Origin of the sequence: Microvirga sp. ACRRW (assembly GCF_022346925.1) — a bacterium.
GTDB lineage: Bacteria > Pseudomonadota > Alphaproteobacteria > Rhizobiales > Beijerinckiaceae > Microvirga.
In genome coordinates this window covers 314,166-335,405 of the sequence record NZ_JAKRNJ010000001.1, presented here as the reverse complement: position 1 = coordinate 335,405, position 21,240 = coordinate 314,166, and the positions used below count along the sequence as shown (strand labels likewise).

The 21,240-nt window shown below is 61.1% G+C and carries 20 protein-coding genes; 9 read left to right on the top strand and 11 right to left on the bottom strand.

From position 1 onward, the window contains the following. The first annotated feature begins 3 nt into the window (after positions 1 to 3). The 3 genes from MHY87_RS01645 to MHY87_RS01635 are packed head-to-tail and all read left to right on the top strand — an operon-like array spanning position 4 to position 3,229. Positions 4 to 786 carry an SDR family NAD(P)-dependent oxidoreductase gene (locus tag MHY87_RS01645; protein WP_239348738.1) on the top strand — a complete coding sequence of 261 codons (783 nt, stop codon included), beginning with the start codon at positions 4 to 6 and terminating at the stop codon, positions 784 to 786. Between the two features lie 29 nt (positions 787 to 815). Then, positions 816 to 1,982 (top strand): acyl-CoA dehydrogenase family protein, encoded by a 1,167-nt coding sequence (locus MHY87_RS01640; protein ID WP_239348736.1) that lies wholly within the window; start codon positions 816 to 818, stop codon positions 1,980 to 1,982. Then, positions 1,982 to 3,229: a CaiB/BaiF CoA-transferase family protein gene (locus MHY87_RS01635; RefSeq protein WP_239348734.1), complete on the top strand. Its 1,248-nt coding sequence runs from the start codon at positions 1,982 to 1,984 to the stop codon at positions 3,227 to 3,229. The genes MHY87_RS01640 and MHY87_RS01635 overlap by 1 nt, the downstream gene beginning before the upstream one ends. Before the next feature lie 65 nt (positions 3,230 to 3,294). Here MHY87_RS01635 and MHY87_RS01630 read toward each other — a convergent pair whose 3' ends face one another. Genes MHY87_RS01630 through MHY87_RS01620 form a run of 3 tightly spaced genes read right to left on the bottom strand, consistent with a single transcriptional unit; the run spans position 3,295 to position 6,176 of the window. Next, positions 3,295 to 4,404: an Ldh family oxidoreductase gene (locus tag MHY87_RS01630; RefSeq protein ID WP_239348732.1), complete on the bottom strand. Its 1,110-nt coding sequence runs from the start codon at positions 4,402 to 4,404 to the stop codon at positions 3,295 to 3,297. A 48-nt stretch (positions 4,405 to 4,452) separates the two neighbouring features. Next, entirely contained in the window at positions 4,453 to 5,376 is a 924-nt protein-coding gene (locus MHY87_RS01625) for an amidohydrolase family protein (RefSeq protein ID WP_239348730.1), read from the bottom strand. Then, the gene (locus MHY87_RS01620) at positions 5,373 to 6,176 is read right to left on the bottom strand and encodes an HpcH/HpaI aldolase/citrate lyase family protein (protein ID WP_239348728.1); all 804 of its coding nucleotides are present in this window, start codon (positions 6,174 to 6,176) and stop codon (positions 5,373 to 5,375) included. Before MHY87_RS01620 ends, MHY87_RS01625 begins: the two co-directional genes overlap by 4 nt. 262 nt (positions 6,177 to 6,438) lie before the next feature. Here MHY87_RS01620 and MHY87_RS01615 point away from each other — a divergent pair, with 262 nt between their 5' ends. After that, positions 6,439 to 6,945, top strand: coding sequence for a CopG family transcriptional regulator (locus tag MHY87_RS01615; RefSeq protein WP_239348726.1), 507 nt, complete (start codon positions 6,439 to 6,441; stop codon positions 6,943 to 6,945). Between the two features lie 195 nt (positions 6,946 to 7,140). On the opposite strand, the gene MHY87_RS01610 is transcribed toward MHY87_RS01615, so the two are convergent. From MHY87_RS01610 to MHY87_RS01580, 7 genes are all read right to left on the bottom strand, one after another. Next, positions 7,141 to 8,571, bottom strand: a complete 1,431-nt coding sequence (locus MHY87_RS01610; protein WP_239348724.1) for an FAD-binding oxidoreductase — start codon at positions 8,569 to 8,571, stop codon at positions 7,141 to 7,143. A gap of 83 nt (positions 8,572 to 8,654) precedes the next feature. Continuing rightward, entirely contained in the window at positions 8,655 to 9,737 is a 1,083-nt protein-coding gene (locus tag MHY87_RS01605; RefSeq protein WP_239348722.1) for a hypothetical protein, read from the bottom strand. A gap of 1 nt (position 9,738) precedes the next feature. Further along, a complete protein-coding gene (locus MHY87_RS01600) occupies positions 9,739 to 11,274 on the bottom strand; it encodes an AMP-binding protein (RefSeq protein ID WP_239348720.1) in 1,536 nt (511 codons plus the stop codon). Positions 11,275 to 11,296: 22 nt separating this feature from the next. After that, complete coding sequence (locus MHY87_RS01595) at positions 11,297 to 13,057, bottom strand: ABC transporter permease subunit (RefSeq protein WP_239348718.1); 1,761 nt, start codon at positions 13,055 to 13,057, stop codon at positions 11,297 to 11,299. Positions 13,058 to 13,077: 20 nt separating this feature from the next. Continuing rightward, positions 13,078 to 14,154, bottom strand: coding sequence for an ABC transporter ATP-binding protein (locus MHY87_RS01590; RefSeq protein ID WP_239348716.1), 1,077 nt, complete (start codon positions 14,152 to 14,154; stop codon positions 13,078 to 13,080). Between the two features lie 259 nt (positions 14,155 to 14,413). Continuing rightward, a complete protein-coding gene (locus MHY87_RS01585; RefSeq protein WP_239348714.1) occupies positions 14,414 to 15,481 on the bottom strand; it encodes an ABC transporter substrate-binding protein in 1,068 nt (355 codons plus the stop codon). A 61-nt stretch (positions 15,482 to 15,542) separates the two neighbouring features. After that, positions 15,543 to 16,316, bottom strand: a complete 774-nt coding sequence (locus MHY87_RS01580; protein WP_239348712.1) for an enoyl-CoA hydratase/isomerase family protein — start codon at positions 16,314 to 16,316, stop codon at positions 15,543 to 15,545. Between the two features lie 129 nt (positions 16,317 to 16,445). Here MHY87_RS01580 and MHY87_RS01575 point away from each other — a divergent pair, with 129 nt between their 5' ends. Next, positions 16,446 to 17,258 (top strand): IclR family transcriptional regulator, encoded by an 813-nt coding sequence (locus tag MHY87_RS01575; protein ID WP_239348710.1) that lies wholly within the window; start codon positions 16,446 to 16,448, stop codon positions 17,256 to 17,258. 144 nt (positions 17,259 to 17,402) lie between these two features. Here MHY87_RS01575 and MHY87_RS01570 read toward each other — a convergent pair whose 3' ends face one another. Further along, the gene (locus MHY87_RS01570; protein WP_239349765.1) at positions 17,403 to 17,555 is read right to left on the bottom strand and encodes a hypothetical protein; all 153 of its coding nucleotides are present in this window, start codon (positions 17,553 to 17,555) and stop codon (positions 17,403 to 17,405) included. On the opposite strand from MHY87_RS01570, the gene MHY87_RS01565 reads away from it, so the two are divergent. From MHY87_RS01565 to MHY87_RS01550, 4 genes are read left to right on the top strand one after another with little or no spacing between them, the layout of a single operon-like run. Continuing rightward, on the top strand, positions 17,514 to 17,720 hold the full coding sequence (locus tag MHY87_RS01565) for a (2Fe-2S)-binding protein (RefSeq protein WP_239349721.1): 207 nt from the start codon (positions 17,514 to 17,516) through the stop codon (positions 17,718 to 17,720). The genes MHY87_RS01570 and MHY87_RS01565 overlap by 42 nt on opposite strands. Next, positions 17,713 to 19,080, top strand: a complete 1,368-nt coding sequence (locus MHY87_RS01560) for an NAD(P)/FAD-dependent oxidoreductase (RefSeq protein ID WP_239348708.1) — start codon at positions 17,713 to 17,715, stop codon at positions 19,078 to 19,080. Before MHY87_RS01565 ends, MHY87_RS01560 begins: the two co-directional genes overlap by 8 nt. Further along, positions 19,077 to 20,258, top strand: a complete 1,182-nt coding sequence (locus tag MHY87_RS01555) for an FAD-binding oxidoreductase (RefSeq protein ID WP_239348706.1) — start codon at positions 19,077 to 19,079, stop codon at positions 20,256 to 20,258. Before MHY87_RS01560 ends, MHY87_RS01555 begins: the two co-directional genes overlap by 4 nt. 5 nt (positions 20,259 to 20,263) lie before the next feature. Continuing rightward, positions 20,264 to 21,229 carry an ornithine cyclodeaminase family protein gene (locus MHY87_RS01550; RefSeq protein WP_239348704.1) on the top strand — a complete coding sequence of 322 codons (966 nt, stop codon included), beginning with the start codon at positions 20,264 to 20,266 and terminating at the stop codon, positions 21,227 to 21,229. The last annotated feature ends 11 nt before the right edge of the window (positions 21,230 to 21,240 follow it).

The following is a 21,240-nucleotide window of genomic DNA, read 5'->3' as shown; positions in this document are numbered from 1 at the left end:
GCGATGCTGATTGATCTCACAGGCAAGACAGCGATCGTCACAGGAGGAAGCGAGGGGCTCGGCAAGGCGATTGCCGCGCGCCTCTCGCAATCGGGAGCCGATGTGGCCGTTCTCGCGCGGCGTGAGAGCGTGCTTGACGATGCGGTTCGCGAGATCCGTCATAATGCTGCGGGCAAGGTTGCCGGATATGCCTGTGACATTACGAATCGCGAGCGGGTTGGCGAAGTGATGGCGGCGATCCAGGCCGAATTCGGAGCTGCCGATATTCTGGTCAACAACGCCGGCAGCTCCAGCCGCTCGTTCTTCGGAGATCTGTCCCGCGACAGCATGATCGCAGATATGGACCTCAAGCTCTTCGCCGCCGTCAACCTGTCGCAGCTTGTCGTTCCGGGCATGAAGGAAAAGCGGTGGGGCCGCATCATCAACGTCGTGAGCGCCAATGGCAAGGCGCCGAAAGCCGCCAGTGCTCCAACGACGTTGAGCCGCGCTGCCGGGATCACACTGACGAAAGTCATGTCCCAGGAGCTTGCGCCCTGGAACATCCTGGTGAATGCGCTCTGCGTGGGCGTCATCAGGAGCGGGCAATGGGAACGTCGCCATCAGCGCGATGCGCCTGACATTCCTTTCGAGGAATATGTCGAGCCGCAGGCCCGGCAGGTACCGCTTCAGCGTCTCGGTGAGCCGGAGGAGTTCGCCAATGTCGCCTGCTTTCTCGCATCGGATTCCGCATCATATGTGACTGGGACCGCCATCAATGTCGATGGCGGATTATGCCCGGTTACCTGACAAAAATTTCATCAGGGGAGCATGACACCATGAAGTTCGAACTTACGAGCGAGCAGCGCAGCATCGTTGGAACCATCCGTGAAGTAACACAGGGTGAATTCAAGGGACGTGCGCAGCGCTACATGGATGGCAGCTTTCCCTGGGAGAATATCCGAAAGCTCGCAGAACTCGGTGTTCTGGGCATGGCGGTGCCGGAGGAATACGGCGGTTCGGGTATGGGAGTTTTCGATACCGCGCTCGTTCTCGAGGAAATCGCCAAGGGATGCTATGTCACCGCCATGGCCGTGCTCGGCGAGGTAGGAACGCAGACACGCATTATCGCGACCTATGCGCCGGAATCCTTCAAGCGGCGCATCCTGCCCGCGGTGTGCAACGGCGATGCTATCCTGGCGATCTGCATGACCGAACCCCACGCGGGCACGGATGTCGCAAACTATCGCACCAATACTACCATCAAGGGCGACAAGGCCGTCGTGAAGGGCGTCAAGACGCTCATCAGTCGCGTCGACGAGGCGAGCGCCTTCGTGATCTTCAGTCGTATCGACAACCAGCCCGGACGGGAAGGGATCGGTTGCGTTCTCGTCGAGAAGGACACGCCGGGCCTGGAGATTACGGCGCGCTATCATACGATGGGCGGCGAAAATCTGGCGGAGGTTCAATTCAACGAATGCGAGATTCCGCTTGAGAATGTCGTGATCCGGGAAGATGGCTTCCGCAAGCTTTTGTCCGCATTCAACACGCAGCGCTGCCTCAATCCCAGCATCTCGCTCGGTCTTGCCGAAGGAGCGTTCGAGGAATCCGTGCGGTATGTTCGGGAGCGGACGGCCTTTGGTCGGCCGATCGGCGATTTCCAAGGCATGCGCTGGAAGCTCGCGGAAATGTATCGGGATATCGAGGTCGGCCGCAGCATTCTGTATCGCGCCTGCGCCACCGCCAATCCGTTCCCCGATCCGTATCAGGCGGCGCTGGCCAAGATGTACTGCAACGAGATGTCCAACCGCGTGACCAGCGAGGCAATCCAGGTTCACGGCGGATACGGATTCACGGACGAGTATGCCGTCTCTCGGCTGTACCGTGGCGCCCGTTATGGAACGCTCGGCGGTGGCACGACCGAGACGCTCAAGGATCTCGTTGGCAAGAGAATCGTGTCCGAATTCGATGATGTCGACGGCTTCCTCGGCATGGGAGCCTTCTGATGGATACCGGCACCAGGGATGAGAGTGAAGTGCAATCTCAGACCACGATGGACCGTCGAGGATATCCGTTTTCCGGATTGGTGGTTCTCGATCTCTCCCACATCTACAATGGTCCTTATGCAACCTTCCTCATGGCGATGGCCGGAGCCGAGGTCATCAAGATCGAGCCGCATGGCGGGGAGCATCTTCGGGTTCGTGCGGAACTCGGCGGAGCGGCCCTGCCGTTTGCGATGCTCAACGGCAACAAGAAATCAGTGACGCTCAACCTGAAGTCAGAGCGGGGGCGCGAGCTTTTCCTTCAGATGGTTCGCGCGGCCGATGTTCTGGTAGAGAACTTCGCGCCCGGCGTTACTGAGCGTCTCGGGATCGGGCCAAACGATCTGCATAAAGCCAATCCGCGCCTGATCTATGCATCGAGTACCGGTTATGGGCGTTCCGGGCCCTATCGCGACTATCCGGCCATGGACATCACCGTGCAGGCTATGTCCGGCATCATGAGCATCACCGGCTTTCCTGATAGCCCGCCGGTGAAATCGGGACCGGCGCTTTGCGATTTCTTCGCAGGCATCCATCTCTACGGTGGAATCGCGACAGCGCTGTATGAACGTGAGAGAACGGGCAGGGGACGTGTCGTTGAAGTCTCCATGCAGGAGGCCGTGTATGCCTCTTTGAGCTCCAATCTGGCTTTGTATCACGGCAGCGGTGGGAAGATTCCCGTGCGCACCGGCAACCGTCACGGAGGCCTGGCGGAAGCGCCTTACAATGTCTATCCGGTGAAGGATGGGCATATCGCTATCATATGCAACAACAACCGCCATTTTCATGCTTTGCTCAAGGCCATGAAACGTGAGGATCTCCAGGACGATCCACGATTCCAGGATCTCAAGACGCGCGTTGCCCATATCGATGAAGTGGATGAACTCGTCAGCGCGTGGACGCGTCTGCATACGAAGGCGGCGCTTGTGGAGACCCTTCTTGCACATCGGGTACCTCACGCACCGGTGCGCGACCTCAGCGAGGTGATTAACGATCCGCACATGCATGCCCGAGGCAGCCTGCAATGGATTGATCATCCGCAATATGGCCGCATCGCCGTGCAGAACAGCCCGATCAGGTATGAAGGTGTGCCGCCTATGCCACTGGAGCCCAGCAGCGCGCTCGGGGCGCAAAACCGAGAAGTGTTCGGCGGGCGTTTGGGCTTGCCGGATGAGGAGCTGGAGGATCTTCGCCGCCAGGGCGTGATCTGAGGCGGTGTGATCTGATGCTGACCTGTTGGGGGCGCAGCCCTAGGGTTGCGCCCCCCTTTTCATTGTCATGAAGCGAAGGGCTGCTGGGCCACCGCGAGAGGCGCTTGGCCAGCTGTGGCGGCTTCCTTCTGCAACGCTGCGATATCGATTGCATTGTAGGGAATTCCGGCGCGGACGCGGCTCGCTTCGAGCCGGGATTCCAGTTCGCCCGGCATCAAGATCTCGTCGAAACCTTCCGCCTTGGGGCAACCGTGCACGCGCTGCACCAGCGTGTCCATTCGCTGGAGAAAATCATCGCGTGAAACGAACAGATCCGGTTTGATCGCAAGGAAGAAATGGCCGACATCCTGCGGCCTGTCGAATACCTCGAACTGATTGGCGACACCCCCCGCATAGGCGGCGCCCGACAGGACGCCGCCGAGAATGTCCATCAGCATGGACAGGGCCGAGCCCTTAGGGCCGCCGATCGGAAGAACGACGCCGCCATCAAGAGCGGCCTTGGGATTCGTCGTCGGCCGCCCGGACGCATCGAGAGCATAGCCGAGCGGGATGTCCTGTCCGAGCTTTGCCGCACGGCGTATCTTGCCGCGAGCGGCGACGGCAGGCGACATGTCGAGGATGTAAGGCACTTCGGAGCCAGCTGGAACGCCTGCTGCAAGCGGACTCGTGCCGAGCAGCGCCTGGCGGCCGCCCCATGGCGGCATCGCGGGCGAGGCATTGGTGAAGACCATGGAGATGAAGCCGGCCTCGACCGCCTGAAGCACATAGCATGCGGCCATTCCGAAATGGGTGCTGCGCCGGGCGGAGACCAGGCCGATTCCGAATTCCCTCGCCATTTCGACAGCCTCCGCCATGGCATATGTGGCCACGACGAAGCCGAAGGCATTCTGGCCATCGAGCAAGCCCGCGACGGGCGTAACCTTCTGGAGCGACAGAGAGGGTTTTGCATTGATCAAGCCGCTGCGCACGCGCTTGAGGTAATGGGGAAGATACTGCAATCCGTGAGTATCGACGCCGCGCAGATCGGCCCGGATGAGGCAGTTCGCCACAACCTTCGCATCCTCATCGGGAAGACCGTTGGCCATGAGAATGCGGGTAGCGAATGCTCTTGCGTCTTCAGCTCTTGCATAGAGCTGCGCGGCTTCCGGACTGGTGTGCTGTGCGGCAAACGTCATTGGATACATCCCTCTTCTGTTCGGGCGGAAATCTCGGCTGCGGGCTCGTTAGAACCCATAAAGACGCGCTGGATTGTCGACGAGAATTTGTCTCATCAGAGCGGCGTCCCCCATCCATGTATTGAGCCTGTTCAAGGCCAGTCCGTCATCGTCGGGATGGAGCGGTTCGATGCGGTTCGGATCGCGCGGGATTCCGGGCCAAGCGCCGGGATGCGGCCAGTCGCTGCCCCAGAGGAGGCGCTCGGGATTGGCCTTCAGGAGCGTGCGCGCGATTTCTCCGGCATCGGCGTGATCGGGCCTGGCGGAAATACGGCGGGGAGCGGAGAGCTTCACATAGGCTTTGCCCGACCGCATCAAGGAGAGGAGGGCAGGGAGCCCCGTTTGATGCTGTCCCTTTTCGGCTCTTGCTTTTGCGAAGTGATCGAACACCACGGGTACAGGCAGAGCCTGAATCCGGTCGTGAAGGGTCGCGATGATGTCGAGATCCGTATAGACCTGAAGATGCCAGCCGAAGGGTGCTGCTTGAGCGGCTGACGCCTCGATGTGCTGAGCGATGGCTTCAGGGTCCGCAACGCCCGCGGTTTCGAGATTGACGCGAAGGCCGCGCACGCCTGCTTCATGCAATTCGCGGAGCGTTGGTTCCGGCATTCCCGAATCCACCACCGCGATGCCTCTGGCTTGAGATCCGAGGCGGCGAAGCGCGTGAAGCATGCAGGAATTATCGGTTCCGTAGATGCTAGGCTGCACAATGACCACGCGCTCCAGACCAAGTGCGTTCTGATGAGCGATCAGATCCTCGATCGGCGCAGGCCCCGGCATATAAACCCGATGGGGAGAAAGCGGGAAACGCTCATAAGGGCCGAACACATGCACATGGCAATCGCAGGCTCCTGCGGGCATGCCGAAGTCGAGCGGGCTATGCTCGACGTCAAGGACACGGCGCGGGGAGGCGGTGGCAGGTTGACGGATCAAAGTTGAAGTTCCGCCACCTGGCGCGCGCGTTGGGTCGCTGCAGCGAGCAGAAAGCTGAGATCCGTCCCCGTCGACACGTATCGCGCTCCCATCCTCACGAACTCGCTGACGAGATCCTGCCGGGCGGAAAGTCCGCCGACACCAGCATGCTTGCCGTGCTTTCGGCATGCCTCGATGGTGAGCGTGTAGGCCTCGCGCACTTTCGGATGATCGACTTGGCCGGCGACATCCATGTCGGCCATCAGATCGTTGGTGCCTATAAGGGCGATGTCCACGCCTTCGACCGCCATGATCTCATCCGCGTTTCTCACGGCCTCCGCCGACTCGAACTGAACGATCACCATCGTGGCCTCGTTCATGGCCGCGAAAGCCTGAGATGCCGGGAATGTACGGAACTGAAGATGCGGCAATCCTCCGGAGACGCCACGCTGTCCGAACGGGGGGAATTTCGCCGCATTCACGATGGCGCGTGCTTCCTCCGCCGTTCTCACGTCGGGCGCGATTACGCCCAATGCGCCGCCATCGAGGGCTCTTGCAATGTATTCCGGCCTGCTCGTGGGAACTCTCACGAAGGGGGCGATCCCGGCTTCGAGCGCCATCATGCAGATCTGGCCCGTGGTGTCGAAGCTGAAGCTGGAATGCTCCAAGTCGACATAGATGGAGTCGAAGCCCGCCGTCTTCGCGATCCGTACGATTTCTACGCCGCGAACCAGGCGCGCGGTCATAGAGGAGACAACCTCGCCCCGGGCGAGCTTGCTTTTCATATTGTTGCACAGGATGCTTGCGAGATCTTCCGCCATGTCACTTCCCCAAGATCGTTTCATGATTTCAAGAGACCCGGCGGACCATGCTGGGTCCAATCATATCCTTGGACGCACCTATAAATGAGCTTTATGTCGTCAGCGGCTTCACGTTCGATATTCGACTTTCGGTGATATTCATGACGGGCTTCTAACCGATGTCAGGCTCCCCTTTCGAGCCTACGCTCTTCGGCTGCCGCTATCGCTCGTCCATGTTTCCTCCTCATTGAAGACTTAAGCTGAAGGATCTGAGGAGGATGCGATGCTTCGCAGAAAAAACCTGCTTGCCGCCCTGATCTCGGTCGCCGGGTTCGGGAGTGCGCTTGTGACGCCAGCGAATGCGGCGTTCACTTGCCCTGATACGGTTGCCGCGAAAGCGGCAAAATCGATTTCTTCACTCAACGGCCTGTTCTCAGGGGCCAATGACATCACCGCCAACAATCGTCTTGGCGAAGTGATGGCCGATCTGCGCGGGAGCGGCACGAGCCCTGCTCTGGTCGTCGATTACCTGGTGAGCGCATATTGCCCGCTCGTCGCAGCCGACAGCGCGCTCTCGGATCAGCAGAAAGTGCATCGGGTCCAGCGTTTCGCGCGGATGGTGACAGGCTTGGCATATGTGCCGCCTGGATCGGACGAGGATGCGATCCTTGTCGAGATGCCCCTGGCGCCGGATTTGGTGCGTCAGGTCGATGAAGCGGCGCGCCGGGCCGGGGTTTCGCGGGACGAGTGGATCGAGAAGGCCATCAACCGTGTGCTAGCGCAACCCTGATGTCACGCATCCGGTGAGTTACCGCGAAATTCCTGCCGGATCTGTGCAGCCTAGGCCTGCACCATCGGTCATCCAGCCGGTGGCGGATGCTGGCGCGAGATTTATGGCGCATTGCATTGCCGTCCGGCTTGGGCTTGGTAACATTTTCTGTCCCGCGCTAAGCGGAACCATAGTTCCAATGATCCGTGCCACGGGTTAGCGAACGCCGATCCTGAGCCCAAGGAGTTTCGGGAGTGCGGCAACGGCTCGCGCCAGGGCAGGCGCACCACGATTCTGCTCGTCTGCTTCTTCGCATGCGAGAATGGCGGAGCGGATGGCGCTGGCGCCGGTGAAACGGAACGGCTCGGGCGGCAGGCTTGGCAGCGGGCGCGTACAGAACGGCAATCCTGACCAGCGGTCTCTCTCGTTAAGGACCAGCGATGCGAGGCATTGTCCGGCAATATAGGTGGCGTTCACGCCATGGCCCGAGAAACCGCAGGCGTAATGAATCCGCGTATCGGGTATGGTCTTGAAGAAGGGCAGGCGGTCGGCGGAAACATCGATTGCGCCGCCCCAGGCGCGGGCGAGAGGAATGTCCCGCAATGCTGGGAGCAGCCGGCGAAGCCCAGCCTCTGCGCGTCCGATGCTCGCCTTGTCATGGGTGAGATGCCGCGCCTGCGCATGAGCGCCGTAACTGACCGGACCGGATCCTGATCCCATCAGGACGCGGTTGTCCTCCGTCTTGCGGGAATAGTGCAGGAACATGCGCAGATCAGCCAAACCTTCATCGCCGGTCCAGTTCATGGAAGCGAGTTGATCCTGTGCCGGCTCGGTCATGACGACATAGCTGGAGAAAATGCTGACATGCGGTCGGATCTCCCGACGCTCGCTTAACGCTGCATTGGTCGCGAGCACGACCTCCCGAGCGATGATCTGGCCACGAGGCGTTTTGATCCGGCTCGGGTTCCCCGGAGTGACACTGAGCATGGGCGTGTTCTCGAAAAGAGAGACGCCCTGGTCGATGACAGCCTGTCGGAGCGCACGAGCTAGGCGGGCGGGATGTACGGTCGCTGCATCGGGATAGAAGAGACCGCGCCGGAATACCGGTGATGCGCAGCGCGCCTGCACCTCTTCCACGGATAAAACGGTGACATGGTCTTCCGCGCCGAGCTCACGGGCCTGCTCCACGATAGCCGCGATCTTCTCTTCCTGCCGTGACGTCGCGGCAACGACGAGGTTTCCGCCTTCCCGCCACCAGATGTCACGACCGCACTCGGATGCGAAGGTCCGGATGCCATCCTGCGCCCAGTCGCCTGCCTCGGCGATGGCAAGGGCGCCGTTCCGCCCGAGAGCCTGAACGGCTGTGCCCAGGGATGACCAATAGCCGTGAACTTTTCCGCCATTCTTGCCGCTTGCGCCGGACCCGCAGATGGATGCCTCGATCAGGGCGATGGAAAGATCGGGGCGGCGGCGTTTGAGCGTGAGCGCTGTCCAAAGCCCGGCGAAACCGCCGCCGACAATGGCGACATCGACCGTGCATTCTCCTTCAAGAGGCGCAGCCGTTGGCACGTTGCCCTCGGATTTCAAAGCTTCATCGAGCCACCAGGAACGGTCGGATGGATCAACGGAAGGCAGAGAAGATCTCATGATGGCTATGCCTTGGAAAAAACCGCGCCGAATCTTTCAGTGCTGCAGCGCGGGTGCTGGTCACGCTGCAGTAGGCTTCTAAGTCAGTTCTGCTGCAGCTTCGTGCGCAGTTCCTGCATCGAGCGATGAACCTCCTCGAGGTCGGACACCTCGAAGCCTTCCGCCAGGCTTGGTGAATGCTGAGCCAGACGCTCGCGCAACACACCCGTGTAGCGCGCCCGGCGATCCTCGCCGATGACGAGACCGTTCTCTTCCTCGAAACGCGCGTTCCAGGACACGGCTTCATCTTGCGAGATGGATGGCGGCAGGTTGAGTGAAAGCACACCGTCGGTGAGCTTCACCGGATAGCCTCCCGGCAGGCCGTAAGGCCCCGGAACATGGCCGGTCCAGCTGCGCCCCTCTGCGAGAGCGAGGATCATCGGTACGCCGCTTGCTCCGGAGATATCGATGACCGGCTCCGGCGTAAGCTTCACATCGCGGAAGGTGCCGAACACATCCCCGATCTCCTCATTGTCGATCCAGACTCGTGGTGCCGATCCGACGCGCGCTTCAGCGGGGCGGCGCCACGCTCCGAGATGCTGATAATGAGCAAGAACCTTGATCCGGTCTCTGTCCATCAGGTTGCGGTCGGCCGCGAACACATTGGACAAAATCGCGACATTGCCCATGCCGCTGATGACCTGATGCCCGAGTGCCTTGATCAATCCGTTCACGACGTCCGGAAAGCTGCAGTTGATCAGGGGAGCGGTACTTCCCAGCCGTGTCATGGCTGCCGCCACACGGGAGCTGAGAACCGCCTGGAAGACGGCAGTCGCGCTCAATCCTCCCTCTTGAACGAGCTTGCTCCAAGCATCCCCAGATCCTGCGATCACGGACGAAGTCTGCACGGAAGCTGCCTGCACGACCACATCCGACTTCGTCTCTTCGAGCAATTCGCCGGGAACGCCATCAGCGAGCAGATCCGCTTCGCGTGCAACAACGGTCACGGGCGTATTGAAGATCGCGGCGCGGGCGCCTGCCGCAACCTTCAGCCATTGCAGGCGTTCGCGATTGCGGCCCGCGAGAACGACGCGTGTCGGGGCGGTGGCGGTAGCTGCGATGTCGAACAGGATGCGGGCAGCGAAAGCACCGGTGCCCGTGAGGAGGATGGTGGATTCCGTCGTCATCTCAGTTTCCTTTCGCGAGTCTGTCCCAGCAATCGTCGAGACTCTTGGAGAGTTTGTGTTTCATGATGCGCTGGCTCGGCGTGCGCTCGAACTCGTCGACCACGGCGATGTAGCGGGGGTTCTGGTAGGCCGCGAGGCGGGAGGTCAGCCATGTGGAGATCTCCGCAGGCTGCAGGCTGGCCCCGGCCTTCGGCTTGATGAAGAGCTTGATGTCCTGCTCGCCGATATCCGCCGCGACGCCGATCATGGCGCAATCCTCGATGGCCGGATGATCGGAGGCGACACGCTCCACTTCCCAGGCGGAGACGTTCTCGCCACGGCAGCGGACGCTGTCGGTCATGCGGCCATGGAAGATCAAGTTGCCCTGCGCATCGTAGGTGCCGAGATCGCCCGTATACAGAGCGCCGTTCCGAAGAGCCTTCTCAGTCGCAGACGGGTTCTCGAAATAGCCGGGAGTGATTGCTCCCGGCAGCGAGGTCCGCACCACGATTTCGCCTCGCTCGCCCTGAGGAACGGGATTGCCGTCGGTATCGAGCAGTTCCACCGTGAACCACGGCACCGCATTTCCGACCGAGCCGACGACACCCTTGTCGTTGAAGGTCGTGATGCTGGAGGCCTCCGTCATGCCGTAGCATTCACGGATCTGGACACCGAAGCGATTTTGGAACGCCTCCCATATGTCGCCCGGGCAGCCTCCGCCCCAGGCGATCCTGACGAGATGGTCCCGATCCATCGGCGATGCAGGCTGCTTGAGAAGGATCTGCAAAATACCGCCGAGATAGTGGATGTGCGTCGCACCGTATTCGCGCACTTGGCCCCAGAAGCGGCTTGCGCTGAAACGGTCTACCATCGCAAGGACGACACCATGCGTCATCGGCAGGCTCAGAAGCTGAGCCCCGCCGATATGGTAGAGCGGCTCCCACACGAACATCACGTCGCCTGCACGAGAGGCAGCGACGAGGCTAACGCCTTCTCCAGCCAATCGGATCATCCGGTTGGAGACGGTCACGCCTTTCGGATGGCCTGTCGTGCCGGAGGTGTACATGATCGCGAACGGCGCATCCAAGTTGGGCGCCGGCTCCGCGAAGGGCGCTCCCGTGCCCAGGACCTCGGCAAGGCGTGGATGGTCTCCGGCTTCTCCATGGATGATGAAGCCTTCTCGAGGATGTTCCGCTTCGGATTCTGCAATCGTCGGCAGAAGGTCGTCGTCGGCGACGATGAGAGCCGGCTTCGAGTGATTGATGATATATTGCAGGCCCTGACCACGCTGCTGAGCATTGAGCGGCACCCAGACCAGACCGGCCTTGGCGAGGCCGAAGACCACGGCCAGAGTTTGCACGCTGTTGCGCATCATGACCGCGACATGGTCGCCGGACTGCAGGCCCCGGGAGCGCGCCCACGCCGCCATGGCGGATGACTGGGAGTCCAGCATGGCGAAGGTGATGGGATCGCCATTGAAACGAGCGAAGATTCCATCCGGATTCTTATCGGCATGCTGCCGCAAGAGATCGGCGAGACTAATGGTATCGAGTGGCATCGAAATTTCTCAGCTTGTGATTTTATGTCGTCCGGCGGAAGCGTTCCGCGAGAAGAAGAAGTACTGTCACGATCACGAACACCACAACGGAGACCGCGGCGAGGGTCGGATTGAGCTGCAGGATCATGTCGTCCCACATCTGCTTGGGCAGCGTCGTCTTGATGCCGCCGCTGACGAAGATCGCGATCGTGAGCTCGTCGAAGGAGGTGATGAAGGCGAACAGGAAGGCCGCGACCAACCCACCCTTCACGAGAGGAACCGTGACGAGAAACAGAGTCTTGACCCGGTTCGCTCCAAGCACAGCCGCCGCCTGATCGAGACGCCAGTCATAGTTCTTCAGGATCGCCGTGATCGTCACGAAGGCGAAGGGAAGAGCCAGGACGGTGTGGCCGATCACCAGGCCCAGATCCGTCGCGATGAGGCCGATCTGTGCGAAGAGGTAGAAGAGGCCGACCGCGATGATGATGCGCGGGACGATCATGGGAGCAAGGAACGCAGCGAACACGAGCCCGCCCCAGCGGGTGTTGGAGCGTGCCAATGCCAGCGCCGCCAAGCCCCCGATAACGGTTGCGCAGATTGCTGTCGCCGCAGCCACGCCGAAGGAGCGCAAGGTGGCGGACAGCCAGACCGGCGAGGAGAAATAGGTCTCGAACCATTGCAGGCTGTATCCCGGAGGCGGGAATTCCAGGAACTGCGAGCTTGTGAAACCGATGGGGATCACAAGCAATGTCGGCAGCACCAGGAACATGAGGGCAAGCGTGCAGTAGATCGACAACAACTTGCTCGTCCCGCGCGTTCCGATCACGCGGCGGACGACATCGGCCAGCAGCGCGCTCGCTTTCGCGACAACCCGCAGGATCGAAAGGCCGAGCAGACGCAGGCGCCCCGTTCCGCCTTCTTGTCCCGAGGTCTCGCCCGAGAGAGAGGAGAGGCCGAAGAGACGGTCATAGATCCAGACGGTGACAAGCGCCGCCACCAGCATCATGGCCGCGAGCGCGCCTGCGAAGGCCCAGTTCAGGAGTTCCTGAACCTGCGTGATGATGAGCTGCGCCAGCATCGTCTCGCGCCGTCCGCCCAGGAGGGCCGGCACGATGAAGAAGCCGAGGGACGAGATGAAGACGAGCAGGCCGCCAGCCGTGACGCCGGGCAGGGAGAGCTTGAAGTAGACGAGCCAGAAAGATTGAGCGGGTGCCGCACCCAAAGCCTGTGCTGCCTGGATCAGACGCCGGTCGATGCCGATCATGACCGGGAGCATAGTGAGAACGGCGAGAGGAACCATCGCATGAACCATGCCGACCATCACGCCAAACTCGTTGTAGGCGAGGGGAAGAGGCTGCGAAGCGAGGCCGCTTCCCGTGAGCATGCTGTTGATCACGCCGGTACGGCCGAGCACGACCATCCAGGCGAAGGTCTTCACGAGATAGCTCGTCCAGAACGGAACCATCACGAGCAGAACCATGCGCTCGCGCAGGCCATCCTTCAGTCCGGCCAGCCAATAGGCGAGGGGATAACCCAGCAGGATCGAAAACAGTGCCGTGTTGGCTGCGATCTTGAACGTGATGCCCAGAACCTGAAGATACACGTCCGTGTTCGCGATCCGGGCGTAGGTCGCAACGCTGAGAGCGCCGCTCGCCGGATCCTGCACGCTCAGGGAAAGGAGGCGCAGGACCGGAAATAGGAAGAAAATGGCGAGGAACGCGATGCCCGGTGCCGCGAGCCAAAGCGCGTTGGGACGAAGCAGTCGCTGTCGGAGGGGTAGGGCGGGAGCGGTGATGGCTGTCATGCTTGCGATTCCCTTACCACTCATGGCACCAGAACCGCGGCGTCCGGATTCCAGCCAAGGGTTGCGCGCTCTCCATAGGCGGGAGCAGGCTGGCCGGGCGGCAGACGCACGATCACCGTTTCACCCTCGTCGAGATCGACGATGAGGCGCGTCTCTGAGCCGGCATAAACGGCATCCGCGACGCGGCCAACGACAGTGTTCCCTTTGTCGCCTCCAAGGCTGATCTGCTCAGGGCGCACCACGATGGCGGCCTCTGCACCGGAGTGCGTGGCACCCGCGGGCAGACGGAATTTTCCGTGCGGCGTCGTAAGACGAGTTTCTCCGTTGGAAGCGTCGACCTTCCCACGGAAGATGTTCGAAATGCCAATGAAGTCGGCAGCGAAAGCCGTCGCCGGACGGGCGTAAATCTCGTGAGGAGAGCCGAGCTGTTCGATCCGGGCATGGTTCATCAGACAGATCCGATCGGACATGGCGAGCGCCTCCTCCTGATCGTGGGTCACGTAGATGATGGTGGCGCCTGTCTCGCGGTGGAGCTGCTTGATCTCGATCTGCATGTGCTCGCGCAGCTTCTTGTCGAGAGCGCCGAGCGGTTCGTCCATGAGAATGATGGAGGGCTGGTAGACGAAGGAGCGTGCAAGTGCGACACGCTGCTGCTGGCCGCCGGAAAGTTCTCGCGGGAAACGTGATGCGAGATGGTCGAGCTGCACCATTGTCAACGCATCTTTGACGCGCTGCTTGACCTGCGTCGCGGAGAGAGGCCGCATGCGAAGGGGAAATTCGATGTTCTCGGCAACGGTCAGGTGCGGGAAGAGGGCATAGTGCTGGAACACGAGGCCGATATCGCGCTGGTGAACCGGCGTCTGCGTCTGGTCTCGACCATCGATGAGAATGCGGCCGGAAGTCGGCTCGACGAGGCCGCAGATCATCTGAAGCAGCGTCGTCTTGCCGGATCCGGATGGACCAAGTAGCGTGAGAAACTCGCCCGTCGGAACGGTCAGGTGCGTCGGCTCCAGAGCCGTCACGGAACCATACTGCTTTGACAGGCCTTCAATGATCAGTTTCGGCGCGCTTGGGCCGTCCTTCGCTATCGTTGTCATCGTAGCGCCTTCCTTCCTTCATCTCGAAGCCATGTGCGGGCGCGGCGTTGAAATAGCCCGCGACATCCGCCCGGTCGAAAAATGCAATAAAAACCGACTCCGCAGAGCCTCAGCGCAGTCACGGAGAGTTAGCCATGCCTTCAGGCATCGACGAACGCTCACGCGCACGCGGTTCGGGAAACACAACTCAAGTCACGCCGAGATGCGCCGCCGCCTCGGCTTCATGCCCCCACGGACTGAGGCGGCGGCGCTTGCTTTTTTAGGTCAGCAGCCAGCTATTGAAGCGCTCGGTCACAGCGGCGCGGTTCTCGCTCCACCAATTCTCGTTGGCGACCCGCATCTTCTTCAGGTTCTCTGGCGAGGTCGGCAGGACCTTCGCGCGATCCGCTGAGATGCTCTTATAGGCGTCGAGGTTGGTCGGGCCGTAAGCCAGAACTTCCGTGAAGGCGGCCTGGCGATCAGGAGCGGAGCAGAACTTGATGAACTGCTTTGCCGCATCCGCGCGTGGATTGCCCTTCGGGATCGCCCAACCTTCGATGGAATAGAGTCCCTGCTCCCAGACGATTGTCGCCGGCGCGCCGCCGTCGATGGCCGACTGGAGACGTGCGTTCCAACCGCTGATGATATCGACCTCGCCACTTTGCAGGAGCTGCGTCGATTGCGCGCCACCGGTCCACCACACAGCGATGTGCTGCTTGATCTTGTCCAGGTTCTTGAACGCGCGGTCCACATCGAGCGGGTAGAGCTGATCAATGCTCACGCCGTCGGCCATCAGCGCCTGCTCGAGGGAGTCGATGGGGTTCTTGCGCAGGGAGCGGCGGCCGGGGAATTTCTCCACGTTCCAGAAATCGGCCCAGCTCTTCGGCGCATTGTCCTTGAAGTGGTCGTTTCTGTAGGCGAAGACCGTGGAATAAACGTCCGTGCCCATCCAATGATCGGTGATGGCTTCGGGCATCAGGCCAGGAGCGGCATCTCGCGTGAACCCGATGGGCTCGAGAAGATTCTGCTTCACCAGGATGTCGCGCGCGGAGAGCGTCAGCGTGCAGACGTCCCAGGTATAGGACTTCGTTTCCACGATGGCCTTGAACTGGGCCGTGGGTTCGGCTTCACGAGCCACGTTGACGACCTTGATTCCGGTCGCCTTCTCGAAGGGATCGTAGAAGGCCTTCCGGAAGGCGGGGCCGAAGGGGCCGCCGGGATCGGCGACGGTGATTGTCGTCGCCGCCTGAGCCCGGCCGGTCAGCCCCGGCATTCCGAGAACCAGGGCTGCACCACCTGCGGTCTTGAGCAGGTGTCTCCGATTGATAGTCAGATTGGTATCGCTCATTCTTTAGTCCTCCTGTTTGGCAGGCTGTTCACCTGTATTCCCTCGGGTTGTGGCTGGGGCTTCAGCCCTTCTTTGCCGCGGCCTTGCGAGCCAAGAACTGCTCCATCATCCGGGCCGGTTCACCGGATGCATATGCTTCGCGCTGAATGCGGATGCCGGCGGCCATGCAGTCGTCGAAACCTGCTTGCGTCATTTCACGGAAGCGCATGCGGTCCAGACGCATCGCAACGGGAGGCTTGCTTGCGAGGAATTCTGCAAGTGCAAGCGACTCGCTCATCACCTTGTCCTGCGGAACCAAGCGGCTGATGACGCCGATGCGGTAGCACTCGTCCGCATCCATCATGCGGCCGGTGAGCGTCAGATCGATGGTTCGGGCGAGGCCGATATGCTCGCGCATGATCCAGGGACCGGTGCTGCTGGCGATGCCCGAATTGATCTCCGGCTGGCCCATGGTCACGCCGGAATGGCCGACGCGGATGTCGCAGAGGAGCGCGACCTGGAAGGCGGAGCCTGCGGCGACGCCGTTCAGCGCTGCGATGATCGGCTTCGAGAGCGAACGGATGCGATCATAGAGACGCTCCCACTCGCCCATCCACAGCTCAGCGCGCTCGGGATCGAATGTCTTCGTCTCGTTGAGGTCCTGACCGGCGCCGAAGGCACGGTCGCCTGCGCCGGTGAGAATGATCGCGCGGACGTCCGCATCCTCTTCCATGGCTGTCAGGGCGGCGGTCAGTTCCTCCCGCATGGCCGTGTTCCAGGCATTCAGAACCTGGGGGCGGTTCAGGGTGACGATGCCGACGGCGCCCTGCCGCTCGCTCAAGATAAATTCAGCCATGGTCTGCAAGCCCTCCTGCTATTTTATTGCAATGCAATAGTTCTTATTGTATGTTCCGCCTAACTTACTGCTATTGTCAACTGCCCTCGGGATTTTTATCGAGGAGGTTCCAGGAGAGAGATTTCAGGAATGGCGACCGGCAAAATGAAGACCATCGAAGATGAAGCGCCGCCAAAGCGCGGCCGCGCCACAGACCCGCTGCTGGTGATGTCGGTCGAGAAGGCTTTTCGTGTGCTCTCTGTTTTCGATCAGCACAGCACAAGCCTGAGCCTCTCCCAGATCGCTGCTGCAACCGAGATGGATGTCAGCGCTGCACAACGCTTCACGCATACACTGACGAAGCTCGGCTACTTGCGGAAGGATCCTGAGACGAAGCGGTTCGAGCTGACAGCGAAGACGCTGCAACTCGGTTACTACTACCTTCGCAGCAATCGCCTCGTAGAACGGGCAATGCCTTATCTCCTGCACCTCTCCAAGGAGACGGAAGAGACGGTCAACATGACCGTGCTCGATGATACCGAGATCATCTTCATTTCGCGCTTCATGAGCCGGCACATGCTGAACACGAATGTGATTATCGGCTCTCGCATGCCGGCTTATTGCACGGCTCCCGGCATCGCGATTCTGTCGCAGCTGCCTGAAGACGAGGCGGTTGCAATTCTCGAGCGCTCCGACCGAAAGCCGATCACTCCCTCGACTACATGGCAGATCGACGACCTCGTGAAGAAGCTGCGCGTTTCGCGCGAACAGGGATACGCCACCGCCTTTGATGAGTTCTATCGAGGCGATGCCTCCATCGCTGCAGCGGTCGTCGCGGCGAACAATCGTCCGGAGGGCGCCATCAACATCGCGGTTCCGCTGTCGCGCTTCTCGCCGGAAGCAGTGGTGGAGCGCTTCGCTATGCATATCATCGCGGGAGCGCATTCCATCTCGAACACCTGAGATGATCTCTGCTGGCTAATCTTTAAGTCGCATTGCTTATGGTTTAGGCGCGTTTTTCTTGACAGCCCTTTTCTGACGACCCTACCATTCCACAAAAGTTATTGCATGGCGATAACTGCGTGGTGATCATAAATGCCGGACAAGTCAGAGCAAAGGGTTCGCAAAGGACAACTCGTAAGGGTTGCTTCCCGTCATGGCGCAGCTTTGCGCCTTACGGTCGATGGTGATGAGGTAGAGGCCGTAGAGGGCGATAGTCTGCTCGCGGTGCTGCTGCTGAACGGGAAAGTCGTCCGCCATCTCGAATTCGGCGGCGCGCCCCGAGCCGGCTTCTGCCTCATGGGGGCCTGTCAGGATTGCTGGGTTTCTCTCGTAGGCGGCGAGCGGGTACGAGCCTGCACAACTCTAGCTGCCGATGGCATGGCCGTATGGACCGATCTCCGGAAGGCTCAAGCCGATGCATAATGTGGTGATCGTCGGCGGCGGCCCAGCCGGTATTCGCGCAGCCTCCATTCTGGTCGAGGCGGGCCTGAAGCCCATTCTCGTGAACGAGACGAAGCAGGCGGGAGGGCAGGGCTATCGCGCGCCGGCCAAGAGCCTCGCATTGGACATCAAAGCTCTCATGGGTTCGGAAGCGGGCAAGTACCAGCGCCTGCATACGTTGTTCGCGTCTCTCCAGGAGCGGATTGATTATCGGCCCGGCACACTGGTCTGGGGCACTCATGAGAAGGTTCTGCACACGCTATGCGATGGCGTGGCGGGGACGATCCCGTATGACGCGCTGATCCTCGCAACCGGCGCCACGGATCGGATCATGCCTCTGCCGGGATGGACGCTGCCAGGCGTCTTCACCCTGGGCGGCGCGCAGGTGATCCTCAAGGATCAGGGCTGCCTGATCGGCAATCGCGTCGTCTTTCTCGGCAGCTCGCCGCTGCTGTTTCTGGCAGCACTGCAATATCACAAGTCCGGAGCATCGGTTGCGGCGGTGGTCGATACGACTCCGCTCTCCGCAAAACGCGCCGCTATCCGCGATCTCGCTGCCAGTCCGCGAACGCTGGCGCGGGGAATGCTGTATCGCACAGCGCTTCATATGGCTGGTATCCCCATCATCGACGGCGCGGCACCGCTCGGGATCGATGGAACGGATCATGTCGAGGGCGTGCGGATCAAGGATAGGCGAGGGCGTGAGAGGTTTATCGCCTGCGATGCCGTCGCTTATGGCTATGGACTCAAGCCGGAGACGCAATTGGCCGAGCTGGCCGGAGCGCGTTTTCAGTTCGATCCGGACTTCCGGCTCTGGTTGCCGGAGACGGACGCAGATGGGCGCGCCGGAGCCGACCTTTATCTGGCAGGCGACGGGGCCGCCATCGGCGGAGCGGATGCCGCAGAGGCGAGCGGCGCGCTCGCCGCTTACGCACTGCTCGCAGATACGGGCCGGCCGCAGCCGGAGAGCGCGCTTGCGCCACTGCGCAAAGAGATCGAGCGTCTGCGGAGATTCCAACGCGGACTCGCCAAAGCTTTCGCATGGCCGGTTGAGCAGGCGGCCGCGCTTTCCGATGAAACCATCGTCTGTCGATGCGAAGCGGTGACGGTCGGAGAAATCCGAGCCGCCGTTCGCGCGCCGTTGGGGCCGCGAGAGGTCAATCGCGTCAAGGCTGTCACTCGCTGCGGCATGGGCCGATGCCAAGGGCGCTTCTGCGGACCGGCCTTGCAGGAAATCGTAGCGGGAACGTGCAATGCACCGATTGCTCAAGCAGGACGCTTGCGCGTGCAGGCGCCGGTGAAGCCCATTCCTCTTCATGCAGCGGCGGAGTTGGAGCCATGACGACGAAAACGCGCGTTGTTGTTGTCGGCGGCGGACTCATCGGAACCTGGACAGCTCTTTTTCTCATCAAGCGCGGATTGAAGGTGACGCTGATTGAGAAAGGCGTCGTCGGTGCACAATCGAGCGGGACGAATTTCGGAAACCTGCGCCTGCAAGGCCGCCATCCGGGGCAATATCCGTTGTCGCTCAGATCGCAGGCGATCTGGGAGGAGATCGAAGAGCTCATCGGCGACAGATGCGAATTCGAGAAGACAGGCCATCTCTACATCGCGGTGAATGATGCGGAGCAGGAGAAGCTGGAGCAGCACGCCCGCGTCGCTGAGAGCCATGGGCTCGTGATCGAGCGTGTCGGTCGTGACGAGCTTCACCGCCGCTGGCCATGGCTGGGAGAAACGCCGCAGGCTGCAACCTATTCGGCGCGAGATGCCACGGCTAATCCTCGTCTCGTGTCGGTGGCCGTCGCCAGAGCCGCACAGCGGCTCGGCGTGGAGGTCATCGAAAATACGCGCGTGACGGAAGTGAGCCGAAACGGCTCCGGCTTTGCCGTGAAGACCGAGATCGGGCGCGTGCTAGAATGTGACGCGGTGGTGAACTCCGCTGGTGCCTGGGCCCTGGAGATTGCGGAAACCTTCGGCGAGACGGCACCCATGTTCGCAGCCGGGCCTCCGCAATTCGTGACCGAGCCTCTTCCTTATCGCGTTACGCCCTCCATCCAGGCCGTGGATGGCTCCGCCATCTTCCGGCAAATTCCGCGCGGCAACGTGATTTTCGCAGGCTATCCGCGCACTGCTGCCGATCATGTGCTCAACCGTGCGCCCGTACCGCCGGTCAAGACCTTGAACGGCATGCGCAGTCTCATGAAGATCGCGCCGTTTCTGAAATCGGCGCAGGTCATCCGTGTTTGGTCGGGCATTGAGGGTTATCTGCCCGACATGCTTCCAGTCATCGGAGAGAGCGAAGTGGCGCCCGGCCTTTATCACGCCTTCGGATTCTGCGGACATGGCTTCCAGGTCGGGCCAGGAGTTGCTGCGGTCCTTGCCGATCTTATCGTCGATGGCAGAACCGATACGCCGATCGGTATCTTCTCCATCAATCGTTTCAAGAATGCGGTTCAGGTCTCAGACAAGCTGGCGCGTGAGTTCGATATGCCGGCATCGTCCAACAGCCGAGCGGGGTGAGGGCAATGAGCAAGCTGCTCTATCTTTCGAGCGAAGACATTGCTGCACTCGACATAAAGCCCCAGGCTGCGCGAGAGGCGCTTGCGCATGCGTTTCGCCTGCATGCCGAGGGCAAAACCCATGTTCAGCCGAAGCTTACCGTAGCGATTGGCCCCGGACACTTTTTCCAGTCCCTCTGCGCCGCTATGCCCGACCCTCCTTACGCGACGACGAAATGGGTCGGGGTTGCTGCGGACAACAGCGAACGCGGGCTGCCGAATGTCAATGGGCTGATCGTGGTCAACGATTACAAGACCGGAGTGCCGGTGGCTGTTCTCGACGGGACGAGCATTACGGTGCTGCGAACGGCTGCCATGTCCGCTCTCGCTGCTTCCTATCTTGCGCGTCCCGACAGTTTCACCATCGGCTTCATCGGATGCGGTGCGCAAGCCTATGGACATCTCGACAATCTTCGTGATGCGCTGCCTGGATTGCGCAAAGTTGTCTGCAGCTCACGCGGCCGCTCATCGGCAGAAAAGTTTGCGGCATATGCCAGGGAAAGCGGCCTCGATGCCGAAGTCTCGAATGCGCCGGATGAAGCACTCGCCTGCGATGTGGTCGTCTCGACGGTTCCGGCACAACCCGGTCTTGAGCCCTTCCTTGATGCGGCGCTTCTGAAACCCGGATGCTTCGTCGCGGCAGTCGATCTCGGGCGTCCGTGGCACGGCGAGGGGCTGCGCGCTCTTGATATCCTAGCGACCGACGATCATGCTCAGGCAGCCGATCCGGCGAACCGTGCCAAGCTCCGCTATCCGGGGCCTTTCGATGCGGATTTGGCATCCCTCGTCGCCGGAACTTCTGCTGGACGGACGGATGAGGCGCAACGCACCATGTTTCTTTTCCCCGGCTTCGCGCTCGGCGATCTCGCCATTGCTGCCGAGGTTATTGCGGAGGCCAAACGAGCCGGTCGCGGATTGCATCTTCCACTCTGAGGAAACGGAAC